General features: G+C 71.5%; 15 protein-coding genes and 1 pseudogene. 8 read left to right on the forward strand and 8 right to left on the reverse strand.

Annotated elements, in window-relative coordinates; genetic code table 11:
• Positions 1-317 precede the first annotated feature (317 nt).
• Positions 318-472: pseudogene (locus ACZ6EG_RS17515) on the reverse strand (DNA-binding protein); the annotation flags it as partial.
• A 160-nt stretch (positions 473-632) separates the two neighbouring features.
• Complete coding sequence (gene ychF, locus ACZ6EG_RS17520; protein ID WP_391969720.1) at positions 633-1,721, reverse strand: redox-regulated ATPase YchF; 1,089 nt, start codon at positions 1,719-1,721, stop codon at positions 633-635.
• A gap of 176 nt (positions 1,722-1,897) precedes the next feature.
• On the opposite strand from ychF, the gene ACZ6EG_RS17525 reads away from it, so the two are divergent.
• Entirely contained in the window at positions 1,898-2,554 is a 657-nt protein-coding gene (locus ACZ6EG_RS17525; RefSeq protein ID WP_469605418.1) for a DUF6542 domain-containing protein, read from the forward strand.
• A gap of 223 nt (positions 2,555-2,777) precedes the next feature.
• Here ACZ6EG_RS17525 and ppgK read toward each other — a convergent pair whose 3' ends face one another.
• Complete coding sequence (gene ppgK / locus ACZ6EG_RS17530) at positions 2,778-3,542, reverse strand: polyphosphate--glucose phosphotransferase (RefSeq protein ID WP_391969722.1); 765 nt, start codon at positions 3,540-3,542, stop codon at positions 2,778-2,780.
• A 29-nt stretch (positions 3,543-3,571) separates the two neighbouring features.
• Positions 3,572-4,588: a 4-hydroxy-3-methylbut-2-enyl diphosphate reductase gene (locus tag ACZ6EG_RS17535; protein WP_391969723.1), complete on the reverse strand. Its 1,017-nt coding sequence runs from the start codon at positions 4,586-4,588 to the stop codon at positions 3,572-3,574.
• A 127-nt stretch (positions 4,589-4,715) separates the two neighbouring features.
• Between ACZ6EG_RS17535 and ACZ6EG_RS17540 the strand changes: the two genes are divergently transcribed.
• From ACZ6EG_RS17540 to ACZ6EG_RS17550, 3 genes are all read left to right on the forward strand, one after another.
• A complete protein-coding gene (locus ACZ6EG_RS17540) occupies positions 4,716-6,113 on the forward strand; it encodes an APC family permease (RefSeq protein ID WP_391969724.1) in 1,398 nt (465 codons plus the stop codon).
• A gap of 125 nt (positions 6,114-6,238) precedes the next feature.
• Positions 6,239-7,447 carry an exodeoxyribonuclease VII large subunit gene (gene xseA / locus ACZ6EG_RS17545; RefSeq protein ID WP_356604172.1) on the forward strand — a complete coding sequence of 403 codons (1,209 nt, stop codon included), beginning with the start codon at positions 6,239-6,241 and terminating at the stop codon, positions 7,445-7,447.
• 9 nt (positions 7,448-7,456) lie between these two features.
• Positions 7,457-7,708: an exodeoxyribonuclease VII small subunit gene (locus ACZ6EG_RS17550; protein ID WP_391969726.1), complete on the forward strand. Its 252-nt coding sequence runs from the start codon at positions 7,457-7,459 to the stop codon at positions 7,706-7,708.
• Positions 7,709-7,768: 60 nt separating this feature from the next.
• On the opposite strand, the gene ACZ6EG_RS17555 is transcribed toward ACZ6EG_RS17550, so the two are convergent.
• Positions 7,769-7,981, reverse strand: coding sequence for a DUF4287 domain-containing protein (locus tag ACZ6EG_RS17555; protein WP_356604168.1), 213 nt, complete (start codon positions 7,979-7,981; stop codon positions 7,769-7,771).
• Between the two features lie 460 nt (positions 7,982-8,441).
• Here ACZ6EG_RS17555 and ACZ6EG_RS17560 point away from each other — a divergent pair, with 460 nt between their 5' ends.
• Positions 8,442-9,032, forward strand: a complete 591-nt coding sequence (locus tag ACZ6EG_RS17560; protein WP_383648293.1) for a malonic semialdehyde reductase — start codon at positions 8,442-8,444, stop codon at positions 9,030-9,032.
• 83 nt (positions 9,033-9,115) lie between these two features.
• On the opposite strand, the gene ACZ6EG_RS17565 is transcribed toward ACZ6EG_RS17560, so the two are convergent.
• On the reverse strand, positions 9,116-9,649 hold the full coding sequence (locus ACZ6EG_RS17565) for a DUF4245 domain-containing protein (RefSeq protein WP_391969727.1): 534 nt from the start codon (positions 9,647-9,649) through the stop codon (positions 9,116-9,118).
• 126 nt (positions 9,650-9,775) lie between these two features.
• Between ACZ6EG_RS17565 and glpX the strand changes: the two genes are divergently transcribed.
• Positions 9,776-10,807, forward strand: a complete 1,032-nt coding sequence (gene glpX / locus ACZ6EG_RS17570) for a class II fructose-bisphosphatase (RefSeq protein ID WP_356604162.1) — start codon at positions 9,776-9,778, stop codon at positions 10,805-10,807.
• 191 nt (positions 10,808-10,998) lie between these two features.
• Here glpX and ACZ6EG_RS17575 read toward each other — a convergent pair whose 3' ends face one another.
• Positions 10,999-11,379 carry a WhiB family transcriptional regulator gene (locus ACZ6EG_RS17575; protein WP_356604160.1) on the reverse strand — a complete coding sequence of 127 codons (381 nt, stop codon included), beginning with the start codon at positions 11,377-11,379 and terminating at the stop codon, positions 10,999-11,001.
• A 104-nt stretch (positions 11,380-11,483) separates the two neighbouring features.
• Positions 11,484-12,188, reverse strand: coding sequence for a DUF1707 SHOCT-like domain-containing protein (locus tag ACZ6EG_RS17580; RefSeq protein WP_391969728.1), 705 nt, complete (start codon positions 12,186-12,188; stop codon positions 11,484-11,486).
• 219 nt (positions 12,189-12,407) lie between these two features.
• Here ACZ6EG_RS17580 and ACZ6EG_RS17585 point away from each other — a divergent pair, with 219 nt between their 5' ends.
• Both ACZ6EG_RS17585 and ACZ6EG_RS17590 read left to right on the forward strand, forming a co-directional pair.
• Positions 12,408-14,084, forward strand: a complete 1,677-nt coding sequence (locus ACZ6EG_RS17585; RefSeq protein WP_356604156.1) for a fumarate hydratase — start codon at positions 12,408-12,410, stop codon at positions 14,082-14,084.
• Positions 14,085-14,161: 77 nt separating this feature from the next.
• Positions 14,162-15,565: a class II fumarate hydratase gene (locus ACZ6EG_RS17590; protein WP_391969729.1), complete on the forward strand. Its 1,404-nt coding sequence runs from the start codon at positions 14,162-14,164 to the stop codon at positions 15,563-15,565.
• Positions 15,566-15,589: the final 24 nt, after the last annotated feature.

Genomic DNA, 15,589 nt, shown 5'->3' on the forward strand with positions numbered 1-15,589 from the left:
CGTCCCAGGCGGAAGAGCAGCAGCAAAGCGGCGGATCGCCGGTTGCCGAAACCGGTGGTCCGCCTCCTCCCGTCAGCGCCATGTACGTGTGCGCAGATCACCGAGAAGTTCCGAGGGCATCGAGACGGAGAAGTTCTCCGCTGCTCGGCGCGTGGGCGTATCCGTCCTCGTGCCGGCCCTGACAGTGGTGGAAGCCGTCTACGGCAAGACGGATGCCGCCCGACTGCGGTGGCTGCTCTCCGCCTTCAGGTCCAGGACGTCACCCGGGCGGCGATTCTCGTGACGAATTGCGCGCACGCCCGGCAGAGACGCCGAGGTCAGATGTCCTTGATCTGTACGCGGTCGCCGCACGGTCTCGACCAGCCGTCGCGGTCCGAGGTCCGTACGAGGACGGGTGCCGGGGCGCGGAGCGCCATCGCGGCCACGAGGGCGTCGGTGCGTACTTGTGGCCGTGCAGCCGGCAGCCGGCGTCCCACGGTTCAGCCACTCACCAGAGCGGCTCCCAGCGCCGACAGGCCTCCACGTCCCCGCACCATCCCAGCACGGGAAAAGGCAAAGGGCCCGACCTCGAAGAGTCGGGCCCCTTCTGACCTGCATGTCTGCCAGATCAGCGACGTGGTGAGCGTCAGCCGCTACACGTTGAAGCGGAACTCCACCACGTCCCCGTCCTGCATCACGTAGTCCTTGCCCTCCATGCGGGCCTTGCCCTTGGCGCGGGCCTCGGTGACCGAGCCGGTGGCGACCAGGTCGTCGAAGGAGATGACCTCGGCCTTGATGAAGCCCTTCTGGAAGTCGGTGTGGATGACACCGGCGGCCTCGGGGGCGGTGGCGCCCTTCTTGATGGTCCAGGCGCGGGATTCCTTGGGACCTGCGGTGAGGTAGGTCTGCAGGCCGAGGGTGTTGAAGCCGACGTGGGCGAGGGTGGCGAGGCCGGGCTCGTCCTGGCCGACGGACTGGAGGAGCTCCAGGGCCTCGTCCTCGTCCAGCTCGGCGAGGTCCTGCTCCAGCTTGGCGTTGAGGAAGATCGCCTCGGCGGGGGCGACCAGGGCGCGCTGCTCGTTCTTGAAGTCCTCGTCGGTCAGCTCGTCCTCGTCGACGTTGAAGACGTAGAGGAAGGGCTTGGTGGTGAGGAGGTGCAGGTCGTGGAGGAGCTCCGCGCGGTCGCTGCCCTGGAGGATGCCGTGGGCGAAGAGCGTGTCGCCCTTGTCCAGGATCTCCTTGGCCTCCTCGACGGCCTTCACCTTCGGCGCGACGTCCTTCTTGATGCGCGACTCCTTCTGGAGGCGCGGCAGGACCTTCTCGATGGTCTGGAGGTCCGCGAGGATCAGCTCGGTGTTGATCGTCTCGATGTCGTCCTTCGGCGAGACCTTGCCGTCGACGTGGACGACGTTCTCGTCCTTGAAGGCGCGGATGACCTGGCAGATCGCGTCGGACTCGCGGATGTTGGCCAGGAACTTGTTGCCCAGGCCCTCGCCCTCGCTCGCCCCGCGCACGATGCCCGCGATGTCGACGAAGTCGACGGTGGCCGGGAGGACCTTCTCCGAGGAGAAGATCTCGGCCAGCTTCGTCAGGCGGGGGTCGGGGACGCCCACCACGCCGACGTTGGGCTCGATCGTGGCGAACGGGTAGTTGGCCGCGAGCACGTCGTTCTTGGTCAGGGCGTTGAACAGGGTCGACTTGCCGACATTCGGCAGACCGACGATTCCGATCGTGAGCGACACGTTGCGACTTCCCGTACGTGAGGATGCGGAGGAGTGGGGCGGGCCAGGCAGGGCCGATCCACCAGTCTACGGGGTGGCCGGTACCGCCCCGGCGTGGCGTCGAACGCTCGGCCAAGCTCTGCCCGACGGCGTGTCTGTCGGCCTATTCGGCACATAAACAGACCTAAGTTGGTCCAGTGGAGCAACACGGGACGCGACCTGCGCAGTACGGACCGCGACGGGGTCGGGCGCCGCTGCCCCCGCAGGGGCGGGGAGCGGGCGGCGCCGCGGCCGGGCGGGCCGTCGCCCGGCCGGGTGGCGGGCCCGGTGCGGGTGGCGGGCCCGGTGCGGGTGGCGTCCCGCGCAGGCCGGCCACGGCTCGGCCGGCGCAGGCACGGCCGGCTCCGGGGGCGCGGCCCGGCCCGCCGGTGGCGCGAGCGGTGCGTGCCCTGCGCCAGATGCCCGATCCCCGGCTGACCGGGCTGGGCAGCGGTCTGTTCTGCGCGGCGGTGATGCTCGTGCTCGGCTTCCTCGACCAGGTGCTGTTCGGCGCGTCCCTCACGGTGTACGGCGTGCTGTTCCTGCCGGTGTGCCTGCTCACCGCGCTCTGGGTGCGCCGGGGCGACCTGCTGACGGCCCCCGTCGTCGTGCCGATCGCCTTCGCCGTGGGCCTGGTGACCGTCGCCGAGAGCGGCGAGGGGCTGGGCGGGCGGCTGATGGGGCTCGTGACCGCCCTGGCCACGGAGGCGGGCTGGCTCTACGGCGGGACCCTGGTCGCGGGGGTGACCGTGCTCGTCCGCCGGATCCGGCTGATGCGTCGCCGGGCCGCCGCACGGAGGCACCCGCCGGTGTGACGAAGGCCGGCCGGCCGGTGTGACGGGGGGCGGCTGAGGGACGTAGGGCGGAGGGGCGGAGGGGCGGCAGGTGAGCCGGTCGGGCGGGCCGGTCAGGTGGCCTGGTGCACAGGTCAGGCGGCTGGCCGGTTCCGCCGCCCCGGACGACCTGTAGACCCGACGACCCGCCAGGGCCCCGGAACACGCGCAAGCCCGCCCCGGCCGGCCCGCGGTGCCCGCCCCGTCAGCCGGCGCTGCTGCGGCCCGCTGCCTCCGCCGCGTGCATCGCCGCTCCCACGATGCCCGCGTTGTTCTGGAGCTCGGCGGGCACGATCTCCGCCTTGATGCCCTCGATGTGGGGCAGGAACTTGTGCGCCTTGCGGCTGACGCCGCCGCCGATGACGAACAGCTCGGGCGAGAAGAGCATCTCGACGTGGGCGAGGTACTTCTGCACGCGGTGGGCCCAGTGCTCCCACGACATGTCGTGGTCCTCCTTGACCTTGCTGGAGGCGCGCTTCTCCGCGTCGTGGCCCTCCAGCTCCAGGTGGCCCAGCTCGCTGTTGGGCACGAGGACGCCGTCGGTGAAGACGGCGCTGCCGATGCCGGTGCCGAAGGTGAGGAGGATGACCGTGCCCTTGCGGTCCCGGCCGGCGCCGAAGCGCATCTCGGCGACGCCGGCCGCGTCGGCGTCATTGACGACCGTCACGTCCAGCCCGCCCAGCCGCTCGCCGAACAGGGCCCGCGCGTCGGTGTCGATCCAGCCCTTGTCCACGTTGGCCGCGGTGCGGACCGTCGCGCCGCCCGTGACCACGCCCGGGAAGGTCAGCCCGACCGGGCCGGTCCAGCCGAAGTGCTCGACGACCTGCTTCACCCCGTCGGCCACGCCGTCGGGGGTCGCAGGATGCGGGGTCAGCACCTTGTGGCGCTCCTGGGCCAGGGCGCCCCTGTCGAGGTCCACAGGGGCGCCCTTGATCCCGGATCCGCCGATGTCCACGCCGAAGATCTGCATGGCCCCACGTTACGACGGACGACTGACGGTCACGCCCCGGCCGTACCGGAGCCGCCCCGCTCCGCCACCAGGGACGCCGCCTCCTCGCGCAGGTCGCGGCGGAGTTCCTTGGGCAGCGAGAAGACGATCGACTCCTCGGCGGCCTTGACGATCTCCACGTCCTCGAAGCCGCGCTGCGACAGCCACTCCAGGACCTGCTCGACCAGGATGTCCGGTACGGAGGCGCCGGAGGTGACGCCCACCGTGGTCACGCCCTCCAGCCAGGCCGCGTCGATCTCGTCGGCGAAGTCCACGAGGTACGCGTCGCGGGCGCCCGCCTGCTTGGCGACCTCGACGAGACGCTTGGAGTTGGACGAGTTGCGGGAGCCGACGACGATCACCAGGTCGGCCTCGGCGCCCATCTGCTTCACGGCGAGCTGGCGGTTCTGCGTGGCGTAGCAGATGTCGTCGCTCGGCGGGGAGATGAGCTGCGGGAACTTGTCCTTGAGGGCGTCGACGGTCTCCATGGTCTCGTCCACCGACAGGGTGGTCTGGGAGAGCCAGACGACCTTGGACGGGTCCCGGACCTCGACCTTGGCGACGTCCTCGGGGCCGTCGACCAGCTGGATGTGGTCGGGGGCCTCGCCGGAGGTGCCGATGACCTCCTCGTGGCCCTCGTGGCCGATCAGGAGGATGTCGTAGTCGTCGTTCGCGAAGCGGACGGCTTCCTTGTGCACCTTGGTGACGAGCGGGCAGGTGGCGTCGATGGTGGCGAGCCTGCCGCGCTCGGCCTCCTCGTGGACGACGGGGGCCACGCCGTGGGCGGAGAACATCACGATGTTGCCCGGGGGGACCTCGTCCGTCTGTTCGACGAAGACGGCGCCCTTCTTCTCCAGGGTCTGGACCACGTACTTGTTGTGGACGATCTCGTGCCGGACGTAGACGGGAGCGCCGTACTGCTCCAGGGCTTTCTCGACGGCGATCACGGCGCGGTCCACACCCGCGCAGTAGCCACGGGGGGCGGCGAGCAGGACACGGCGGCCAGGCGAAGCAGTCATGGCACCCATCGTAAGGCCGCGTTCGGCGGGTCAGAGATCGCGTGGGTGCGGCGTTGCCGGGGAGACTGACGGGGACGCGGACGGGGACGTTCCGAAGCAGGGTCCGAGCAGGGTCCGAGGCGCTGGCGGAGGCACGATGGCGGAGACCGGTACGACGGCCGACGGGGCCGGTGGCGAACACCAGGAGCACCAGGAACACGAGCACCGGCTGAAGCGCAGCCTCGGCTTCAGGGACCTGGTCGTCTACGGGCTGCTGTTCATCGCGCCCATGGCGCCGGTCGGGGTCTTCGGCACGCTGGACGCCAAGTCGCACGGCGCGGTGGCGCTCGTCTACGTGATCGCCACGGTCGCGATGGCGTTCACCGCGTTCAGCTACGCCCAGATGGTGCGCGTGGTCCCGCAGGCGGGCTCGGTGTTCGCCTACGCGCGCGCGGGGCTCGGGAACGGGGCCGGTTTCGTCGCGGGCTGGATGGCGATGCTGGACTACGTCCTCATCCCGGCGGTGGCGTACCTGTTCTCCGGCATCGCCATGGAGGCGCTGGTCCCGGAGGTGTCGCGCTGGGTGTGGACGGCGATCGCGGTGGTCGTCACGACGGCGCTGAACCTGTGGGGGGTGCGCGCGGCGGCCCGGGTGGGCTTCCTGGTGCTCGCCATGGAGATCGTGGTCCTGCTGGTGTTCCTGGTGGCGGCGGTCGTGGTCCTGGCGCGTGACGGTGCCGAGCGGGGCTGGCTGTCGCCGCTGTCCGGGGACGGGACGCAGGGGGCGTTCGCGCTGTCGGCGGTGGTCGGCGCGGTGTCGGTGGCGGTGCTGTCGTACCTGGGTTTCGACGCGATCGCGACCTTCGCGGAGGAGGTCACCGGCGGGTCGGCGAAGGTCGCGCGGGCGCTGCTGTTCTGCCTGGCGCTGGCGGGCGTGCTGTTCGTGGCGCAGACGTACCTGGTGGCGCTGCTGGAGCCGGTGTCGTCGGCCCAGCTCGCGGCGGAACCGGAGCGGCAGGGGTCGGCGTTCTACGACGCCGTGGACTCGTCGGTCGGCACGTGGCTGCACGACCTGGTGGCGGTGAGCAAGGCCATCGGTGCGGCGTTCGCGGCGCTGGCCGGACAGGCGGCGGCCGGGCGGCTGATCTTCGCGATGGGCCGCGACCGACGGCTGCCGAAGGTGCTGTCGCGGACGTACTCCGGAGTGCCGCGCGTGGCGCTGCTGGTCTCGGCCGTGATCACGATGGGGGCGGCGGTGTGGGCGGCGCGCCGGGACGACGGTCTCGACCACCTGGTCTCGGTCGTCGACGTCGGCGCGCTGACGGCGTTCACGCTGCTGCACGCGAGCGTGGTGGGCTGGTTCGCGGTGCGGCGCCGCGGGGGGCCGGTGAGCTGGTGGCGCCATGTGCTGCTGCCGGTGCTCGGCGCGGCGATCACCGTGGCCGTCATCGTGGAGGCCTCGCACACCGCGCAGGTGGTGGGGGCGATCTGGCTGGCGGTGGGTCTGGTGGTGCTGGCGGTCCAGGCCCGGCGCAGGCCTCCGGCGGGGACGTGAGCGGACGGGGGTGACCGCCCGGAAGGCGGGCGACCCGGGCGGGCCTCCCCGCACACCGGCGGCTTCGGCGGCGGCCCCGCCGTCGGCGGGCCGCGTTGTCGGACCCGGCCGCTACGCTCGGGCGCATGGCTGTCCACTCGACCCCCGAAAGCCCGCTGCCCGTCGGCGAGGTGTCACGCCTGATCGGAGGCTGGATCGACCGCCTCGGCGCGGTGTGGGTCGAGGGGCAGATCACCCAGTTGTCGCGGCGGCCCGGCGCGGGCGTCGTGTTCCTGACGCTGCGCGACCCGTCGTACGACATCTCCGTGAGCGTGACCTGCTACCGGCAGGTGTTCGACGCGGTGGCGGACGTGGTGGGTGAGGGCGCGCGGGTCGTCGTCCAGGCGAAGCCGGAGTGGTACGCGCCGCGGGGACAGCTGTCGCTGCGGGCCGCCGAGATCAAGCCGGTGGGCGTGGGGGAGCTGCTGGCGCGCCTGGAGCAGCTGAAGAAGACCCTCGCGCGGGAAGGGCTCTTCGCGCCCGAGCGGAAGAAGTCGCTGCCGTTCCTGCCGCAGCTCATCGGCCTGGTCTGCGGCCGGGCCTCGGCGGCCGAGCGGGACGTCCTGGAGAACGCCCGGCACCGCTGGCCGGCCGTCCGCTTCGAGGTGCGCAACGTCCCCGTGCAGGGCGTGCACGCCGTGCCGCAGGTGACGCAGGCGGTGAAGGAGCTGGACGCGATGGACGACGTCGATGTGATCGTCGTTGCGCGGGGCGGGGGCAGCGTGGAGGATCTGCTGCCGTTCTCCGACGAGCAGCTGGTGCGGGCGGTCGCCGCCTGCCGTACCCCGGTCGTCTCGGCGATCGGCCACGAGCCGGACAATCCGCTTCTTGACCACGTCGCCGACCTGCGGGCCTCCACGCCGACCGACGCCGCGAAGAAGGTCGTGCCGGACGTCGGCGAGGAGTACGAGCGGGTGCGCCAGCTCCGGGACCGCGCCCGGCGCTGCGTGGCGGCGTACGTCGACCGGGAGGAGCGGGGGCTGGCCCACGCCCTGGCCCGGCCGTCGATACAGGATCCGCACCGGATGATCGACGAGCGGGCCGACCAGGTGACGGCCCTGCTGGAGCGGGGCCGCCGCTCCCTCGGGCACCAGCTCGACCGGGCCCGTTCGGAGCTGGCGCACACGCACGCGCGCGTGGTGGCCCTCTCCCCCGCCGCGACCCTCAAGCGCGGGTACGCGGTGCTCCAGCGGGCCGACGGCCACGCCGTCCGGGACCCCGGCGAGGTGGAGCCGGGCGAGACGCTGCGCGCACGCGTGTCCGAGGGTGATTTCTCCGTACGAGTCGACGCATAGGGTGGGTGGATGACCAGCGAGGTGGAGCAGCCGACGGCCGTGGCCGAGGCGCTCGGGTACGAGCAGGCGCGGGACGAGCTGATCGAGGTCGTACGGCGGCTGGAGGCCGGCGGTACGACGCTGGAGGAGTCCCTCGCGCTGTGGGAGCGGGGCGAGGAGCTGGCGAAGGTCTGCCGCCGCTGGCTGGACGGCGCCCGGGCCCGCCTCGACGCGGCGCTCGCCGAGGAGGCCGGGGCGGACGACGAGGACGCCGACCGCTAGGCGGCGGCCGGCGCCCCGCGGGAGGGCGGCCGCCGGTCCCCGTCGCCGTGGGCGCGCGGCCTACTTCCGCGTGTCCTCGGCCAGGGTGTGCGCCACCAGCGCGTTGGCGTGCCCGTGGCCCAGGCCGTGCTCGGTCTTGAGCCAGGCGACGAGTTCCATGTGCTTGCCGAGCGGAGAGGAGCGGATCATTTCCTTCCACTCCGCGACCGGGCGGCCGTACTTCTTCTCGATCGACGGGAAATAGGAGGCGGGCCCCTTCACGGCGGCGGTCATGTCGATGCGCTCCAAGCGGTCCGAGTGTGCGAGGCGTTCTACCACCGTGTGAGACCCGCGCCCGGGGGAGAAGTCATCCGGCCGCCGGAGTGACCTGCGTCACCTCACCTCACCTCCAGCGCCGCGAAGCGGGTCCAGGGCACCTTCGGGCCGGCGCCTTCGGGGGCACCGGCACCGGCGCGCTCCCCCAGCCGCTCGGCGTGAGGCTCAGGCGGTAGGTGGTCCAGTCGGCGGCGGCGATCGGACGGTAGGCGGCGGATACGTGGTGGACGTCGGCCGGGGCCGGTCCGTGCCGGTGAGCACGCCGAGCCCGGCGCGCTTCACCCCGGCGGCGATGTGAAGCGGATCACCGCATGCCAATTTTGGTTGAACCTTGAACTTCTTTCCCGTAGCGTCGCCCCGTCAACGGCTCCCACCGCTCCGCGCGGAGCGCCGACGCACACCCCGAGGAAGATCAGCCATGTCTCTCGTTCTTGACCCCGCCGCCCAGGACCTGCTGTTCCGCGAGGCCCGCACCGCGAACACCTTCACCGACGAGCCGGTGACCGACGAGCAGGTCCAGGCGATCTACGACCTGGTCAAGTACGGCCCGACCGCCTTCAACCAGTCGCCGCTGCGCATCACGCTGGTCCGCTCCCCCGAGGCCCGCGAGCGCCTCGTCCAGCACATGGCCGAGGGCAACCGGCCCAAGACGGCCGCCGCTCCGCTGGTGGCGATCCTCTCGGCGGACAACGAGTTCCACGAGGAGCTGCCGCAGCTCTTCCCGCACTTCCCGCAGGCCAAGGACGCCTTCTTCAGCGAGCGCCCGGCGCGCGAGGGCGCCGCCCTGCTGAACGCCGCCCTGCAGGCCGCGTACTTCATCGTCGGCGTGCGCGCCGCGGGTCTGGCCGCCGGGCCGATGACCGGCCTCGACTTCGAGGGCGTCCGCAAGGAGTTCCTGGACGACGACCACACCCCGCTGATGGTGGTGAACATCGGCCGCCCGGGCCCGGACGCCTGGTTCCCGCGCTCCCCGCGCCTGGCGTACGACGAGGTCGTCACCACGGTCTGAGAACGCCCCCCGTCACCCGACGCGTGACGAAGCCCCCCGGTGGTGCACCGGGGGGCTTCGTCGTACGCCGGCGAGCCGGGGGCTCAGGCCAGCTTCAGCGCCGCCGCCATCCTGGAGAGCTGGTCGAACGAGCCCGTGCCGGCCACGACCGTCGTCGCGCCCTTCATGTCGTCAGCACCCTGGAGCACCAGCGCGTCGTACCGGCCGCCCGTGTACCGGGTCCAGGTCCGGCCACCGATCTCCTCGGTCCGCTCGGTCGCCCGCGCACCCTGACTGGCGTCCTCGATGAAGGTGGCCGCCTTCTTCGTGGACTGCTCGACCGCCACGTACTCGCCGTCCGGGGCACGGAAGCCCAGGTGCCAGGCGTCGAAGTCATCGCCCTTGAAGCGCACGGAGGTCGCCTTCCAGTCCTCGGAGAGGCCCTGGGGCGCCGCCACCGGGTACGACGCGGCGCGCTGCGCGGTGAGCAGCTCGACCCGGTAGTCGACCCGCTTGACCGGGGGTTCTCCGTCTTCGTGCGGGATGAAGATCCAGATGACGCCCGCCGCGAGCACGATGAGCCCGAGGGAGAGGATCATGTCCCGGGCCGACTTCTGCTTGCCACTCATTCCTGCCACGCCCTCTATCGTCGCAGGTGCCTGGCGTGCTCATACGTGGGGTCCCCTGCTCATTTTGTCGGACTGACGATAGAGTCATGGCCATACCCTCATCCGGCCGTCGTCGTATCAGAAAGGTGCGCTCCGATGACCGAGCATCATCTGCCGTCCGAACTGGACGTCCCCTCAGAGGCTCCCGACCGCAACCTCGCCCTGGAACTCGTCCGGGTCACCGAGGCCGCGGCGATGGCCGCCGGCCGCTGGGTCGGGCGCGGTGACAAGAACGGCGCCGACGGTGCCGCGGTGCGCGCCATGCGCACCCTCGTCTCCACCGTCTCGATGAACGGCGTCGTCGTCATCGGCGAGGGCGAGAAGGACGAGGCCCCGATGCTCTTCAACGGAGAGCGGGTCGGGGACGGGACCGGGGCCGAGGTCGACATCGCCGTCGACCCGATCGACGGCACCACGCTGACCGCCAAGGGCATGACCAACGCCATCGCGGTGCTGGCCGCCGCCGAGCGGGGCTCCATGTTCGACCCGTCGGCCGTCTTCTACATGGACAAGCTGGTCACCGGGCCCGAGGCCGCCGACTTCGTCGACATCAACGCGCCGGTGTCCGTGAACATCCGCCGCATCGCCAAGGCCAAGCGGCGCACCCCCGAGGACGTCACCGTCGTCATCCTCGACCGGCCCCGGCACCAGGGGCTCATCAAGGAGGTCCGGGAGACGGGCGCCCGCATCAAGCTGATCTCCGACGGCGACGTGGCCGGCTCCATCCTGGCGCTCCGCGAGGGCACCGGCATCGACCTGCTGCTCGGGGTGGGCGGCACGCCGGAGGGCATCATCTCGGCCTGTGCGGTGAAGTGCCTGGGCGGCACCATCCAGGGCAAGCTGTGGCCCAAGGACGACGAGGAGCGGCAGCGCGCGGTCGACGCCGGCCACGACCTGGACCGGGTGCTGACCACCGACGACCTGGTCTCCGGGGACAACGTCTTCTTCGTCGCGACCGGCATCACCGACGGCGAGCTGCTGCGCGGGGTGCGCTACCGGTCCGAGACGGCCACGACCGACTCGATCGTGATGCGGTCGAAGTCGGGCACGGTGCGGCGGATCGACTCCGAGCACCGGCTGAGCAAGCTGCGGGCCTACAGCGCGGTGGACTTCGACCGGGCGAAGTGACTCCGTCGGTTCTGCGGGGCGCGTGCTGAAGCGGGGTGCGTGTCGTGGGGCGGGTGCGGGTGCGTCGTGGCCGGGCGCGCAGTTCCCCGCGCCCCTGGGGGGGCGAGCGACGCTCGGCGTCCGGCCGGTTCCGGCGTATGCGAGAAGGCACCCTCTGTGCGGAGAGGGTGCCTTCTCGCATGCCTGGGTCGCTAGCCCGCCGCGGCTATGCGGTCCGCCGCGGGGCGGGCCGTCTTCTTCAGTTCGAGGTCGCGGCGACGGCGCCTGGCCAGCACCACGCGGCGCTCTGCGGCGGTGAGGCCGCCCCAGACGCCGTAGGGCTCGGGCTGGAGCAGGGCGTGCTCGCGGCACTCGACCATGACCGGGCAGCGCGCGCAGACGCGCTTGGCGGCCTCCTCGCGGGAGAGCCGGGCGGCGGTGGGTTCCTTGGACGGTGCGAAGAACAGTCCGGCCTCGTCGCGCCGACACACCGCCTCGGTGTGCCAGGGAGCGTCTTGGTCCCTGTCCCGCTCGGGCACCCGCTGGGCCGGAACGGCAGCGACCTGCAGGGACGAATGCGGCGGTTGCAGCACGGTCTACTCCTGACGACGGCTTCGCGAGCGAGAGACGATGCGTCAAGGCTTACCCGCTGTGCGCGCGCCTATGCACTGGGTTTCCCACCGCGGCGCGCGCCGCGCTACAGGTGCTTGCGCAAACCCTCGTCGACCTTGCGCTGCACCCGCCCCAGGAGATCCGCGACGAGCTTGCCACGCTTCGGTCGAGCCTCGATCGAGCCCAGCACGGCCCAGCCGTCGACATAGACGACGGGAGCCGCGGCGTCGGCCGCGTCGAGCGTGTCCACCTCGAAGCTGCCGAGCACCCCACCGCCCGCGCCGCGCAGCGACACGTTCTCCGGGACGCGCACCTCGACGCTGCCGAAGACGGAGAACGCCTTGATCACGACCTGCTGGTGCTCGAAGACGGCCTCACTGAGGTCTATCTCGACGCTGCCGAAGACCGCGTACGCGTGGATGCGGCGGCTCGCCCGCAAGCGACCCTTGCGGACGGCGCTGCTGAAGACCGCCACCACGTTCTCGTCCGGGTCGGACGGGACGGTGCCGGCGGCCGGACGGTGGGGCGCGGTCGGCGCGGCGGTGTGCCCTCCGTGCCCGGCGGGCAGGTCCCGGACGAAGACGTCCAGCTCGCCGACCGTCTTGGCGGCCAGCACGCCCTCGACGCGCTCGGCGTGCTCCTCGGCGTCGAGACGCCCCTCGGCGAGGGCCTCGCGCAGCATGTCGGCGATGCGGTCACGGTCGGCGTCCGAGGCGCGCAGCTCGGAGACGCGCGGGGCGGGCTCGCGCGGTGCCGCGGTCTGGGGTCGGTCGTGCTTCTGAAGGTCCACGGCAGCAGCGTACCGAAACGCGATAGATCGCGACCAGACCTGTGGACAACCTTGTCGCGAGGCACCCCCGGTTCCACTCGTCCCACCCGGGCGCGCGCCGGCCTACTGAGCCTTACCTCACAAGCTCGCCGCCGACGGCAGGTTTTACGCTGGTGGACGCTGCCGATGGAGGCCAGCCGTCGTGCTGTGGAATCCAGCCGCGCGTCTGTCGAGTGAGGAATGGGCGAGATGCCTGAGTTCGCGTACACCGATCTGCTCCCCCAGGGAGAGGACACCACTCCGTACCGGCTGGTGACCTCCGAGGGCGTCTCCACCTTCGAGGCCGACGGGCGGACCTTCCTCAAGGTGGAGCCCGAGGCGCTGCGCAAGCTGGCCGAAGAGGCGATCCACGACATCCAGCACTACCTGCGCCCGGCCCACCTGGCACAGCTGCGCCGCATCATCGACGACCCGGAGGCCTCGGGCAACGACAAGTTCGTCGCCCTGGACCTGCTGAAGAACGCGAACATCGCGGCGGCCGGCGTGCTGCCGATGTGCCAGGACACCGGCACGGCGATCGTCATGGGCAAGCGCGGGCAGAACGTGCTCACGGCGGGCGGCGACGAGGAGGCCCTGAGCCGGGGCATCTACGACGCCTACCAGAACCTGAACCTGCGCTACTCGCAGATGGCTCCGCTCACCATGTGGGACGAGAAGAACACCGGCTCCAACCTCCCGGCCCAGATCGAGCTGTACGCCACCGACGGCGGCGCCTACAAGTTCCTGTTCATGGCCAAGGGCGGCGGCTCGGCCAACAAGAGCTTCCTCTACCAGGAGACGAAGGCCGTCCTGAACGAGTCCTCCATGATGAAGTTCCTGGAGGAGAAGATCCGCTCGCTGGGCACGGCCGCCTGCCCGCCGTACCACCTGGCGATCGTCGTCGGCGGCACGTCGGCCGAGTACGCACTGAAGACCGCGAAGTACGCCTCCGCGCACTACCTGGACGAGATCCCGGCCGAGGGCTCGGCGCTCGGACACGGCTTCCGGGACAAGGAGCTGGAGGAGAAGGTCTTCGAGCTGACGCAGAAGATCGGCATCGGGGCGCAGTTCGGCGGCAAGTACTTCTGCCACGACGTGCGCGTGGTGCGCCTCCCGCGACACGGGGCCTCCTGCCCGGTCGCGATCGCCGTCTCCTGCTCCGCCGACCGCCAGGCCGTCGCGAAGATCACCGCCGAGGGCGTCTTCCTGGAGCAGCTGGAGACCGACCCGGCGCGGTTCCTGCCGGAGACCACCGACGAGCAGCTCGACGCCGACGGCGACGTCGTGAAGATCGACCTCAACCAGCCGATGGACGCCGTCCTCGCCGAGCTGACCAAGTACCCGGTGAAGACCCGGCTGTCCCTCACCGGCCCGCTGGTCGTGGCCCGGGACATCGCGCACGCCAAGATCAAGGAGCGGCTGGACGCGGGCGAGGAGATGCCGCAGTACCTGAAGGACCACCCGGTGTACTACGCCGGTCCGGCGAAGACGCCCGAGGGGTACGCCTCCGGGTCCTTCGGTCCGACCACCGCCGGGCGGATGGACTCCTACGTGGAGCAGTTCCAGGCGGCGGGCGGCTCCCGGGTGATGCTGGCGAAGGGCAACCGGAGCAAGCAGGTCACCGACGCCTGCGACGCGCACGGCGGCTTCTACCTCGGCTCCATCGGCGGCCCGGCGGCCCGGCTCGCCCAGGACTGCATCAAGAAGGTCGAGGTCGTCGAGTACGAGGAGCTCGGCATGGAGGCGGTCTGGAAGATCGAGGTCGAGGACTTCCCGGCGTTCATCGTGGTGGACGACAAGGGCAACGACTTCTTCCAGGACCCCGCGCCGGCGCCCACGTTCACGTCCATTCCGGTACGCGGCCCCGGACTCGCCTGACCCGGTCGGTGACGATTCGCCTCCACGGGGAACAGTGGTCCCGGCGCGGACGCTGTGACACGTGGAGGTGATCGTCGATGGCCGACGAGCAGGACAGGACCGAGTACCGCACCGAGCACGACTCGATGGGCGAGGTGCGGGTGCCCGCCCACGCCAAGTGGCGCGCGCAGACCCAGCGGGCGGTGGAGAACTTCCCGGTCTCCGGGCAGCGCATCGAACGCGCCCACATCGAGGCGCTCGCGCGGATCAAGGGGGCGGCGGCCAAGGTCAACGCCGAGCTGGGGGTCCTGGACCAGGACGTCGCCGCCGCGATCCAGGAGGCGGCGGGCGAGGTCGCCGAGGGGAAGTGGGACGAGCACTTCCCGGTCGACGTGTTCCAGACGGGGTCCGGCACCTCGTCCAACATGAACGCGAACGAGGTCCTCGCGACCCTGGCCACCGAGCGCCTCGGCCGCGACGTGCACCCCAACGACCACGTCAACGCCTCCCAGTCGTCCAACGACGTCTTCCCCTCGTCGATCCACATCGCGGCCACCGCCGCCGTCACCCGTGACCTGATCCCGGCCCTCGACCACCTCGCCGACGCCCTGGAGCGCAAGGCGGCGGAGTTCGGCGACGTCGTGAAGTCCGGGCGCACGCACCTCATGGACGCCACGCCCGTCACCCTGGGCCAGGAGTTCGGCGGCTACGCGGCCCAGGTGCGGTACGGCGTCGAGCGGCTCAACGCCTCGCTCCCCCGGCTCGCCGAGCTGCCGCTGGGCGGCACCGCCGTCGGCACCGGCATCAACACCCCGCCCGGCTTCTCCGCCGCCGTCATCGCGGAGGTGGCCCGCGCGACCGGGCTGCCGCTGACCGAGGCGCGCGACCACTTCGAGGCGCAGGGCGCCCGGGACGGCATCGTGGAGACCAGCGGGCAGCTGCGGACCATCGCCGTGGGCCTGACGAAGATCGCCAACGACCTGCGGTGGATGGCCTCCGGGCCGCGGACCGGGCTGGCGGAGATCTCCCTGCCCGACCTCCAGCCGGGTTCGTCCATCATGCCCGGCAAGGTCAACCCGGTGATCCCCGAGGCGGTCCTCATGGTGGCCGCCCAGGTCACCGGCAACGACGCCACCGTGGCCGCGGCCGGAGCGGCCGGGAACTTCGAACTCAACGTCATGCTGCCGGTCATCGCGAAGAACGTGCTGGAGTCGGTGCGGCTGCTCGCGAACGTCTCGCGGCTGCTCGCCGACCGGACCGTGGACGGCATCGTCGCCCACCGCGAACGGGCCCGGGAGTACGCCGAGTCCTCCCCCTCCGTGGTCACCCCGCTCAACAAGTACATCGGGTACGAGGAGGCCGCCAAGGTCGCCAAGAAGGCGCTGGCGGAGCGGAAGACGATCCGTCAGGTCGTGCTGGAGGGCGGCTACGTCGAGCGCGGCGACCTGACGAACGAGCAGCTGGACGAGGCCCTGGACGTGCTGCGGATGACCCGCCCGTGACCGGCCGCTCCCCGTGCGCGCGGA

This window comes from Streptomyces sp. NPDC041968, from assembly GCF_055589025.1.

Bases quoted from the DNA above. Each gene is read 5' to 3' on its own strand.
- ppgK (WP_391969722.1), bottom strand. From the start codon at position 3,542: ATGCAGATCTTCGGCGTGGACATCGGCGGATCCGGGATCAAGGGCGCC.
- ACZ6EG_RS17535 (WP_391969723.1), bottom strand. From the start codon at position 4,588: ATGGGTGCCATGACTGCTTCGCCTGGCCGCCGTGTCCTGCTCGCCGCC.
- ACZ6EG_RS17540 (WP_391969724.1), top strand. From the start codon at position 4,716: ATGGCGGAGACCGGTACGACGGCCGACGGGGCCGGTGGCGAACACCAG.
- xseA (WP_356604172.1), top strand. From the start codon at position 6,239: ATGGCTGTCCACTCGACCCCCGAAAGCCCGCTGCCCGTCGGCGAGGTG.
- ACZ6EG_RS17550 (WP_391969726.1), top strand. From the start codon at position 7,457: ATGACCAGCGAGGTGGAGCAGCCGACGGCCGTGGCCGAGGCGCTCGGG.
- ACZ6EG_RS17555 (WP_356604168.1), bottom strand. From the start codon at position 7,981: ATGACCGCCGCCGTGAAGGGGCCCGCCTCCTATTTCCCGTCGATCGAG.
- ACZ6EG_RS17560 (WP_383648293.1), top strand. From the start codon at position 8,442: ATGTCTCTCGTTCTTGACCCCGCCGCCCAGGACCTGCTGTTCCGCGAG.
- glpX (WP_356604162.1), top strand. From the start codon at position 9,776: ATGACCGAGCATCATCTGCCGTCCGAACTGGACGTCCCCTCAGAGGCT.
- ACZ6EG_RS17585 (WP_356604156.1), top strand. From the start codon at position 12,408: ATGGGCGAGATGCCTGAGTTCGCGTACACCGATCTGCTCCCCCAGGGA.
- ACZ6EG_RS17590 (WP_391969729.1), top strand. From the start codon at position 14,162: ATGGCCGACGAGCAGGACAGGACCGAGTACCGCACCGAGCACGACTCG.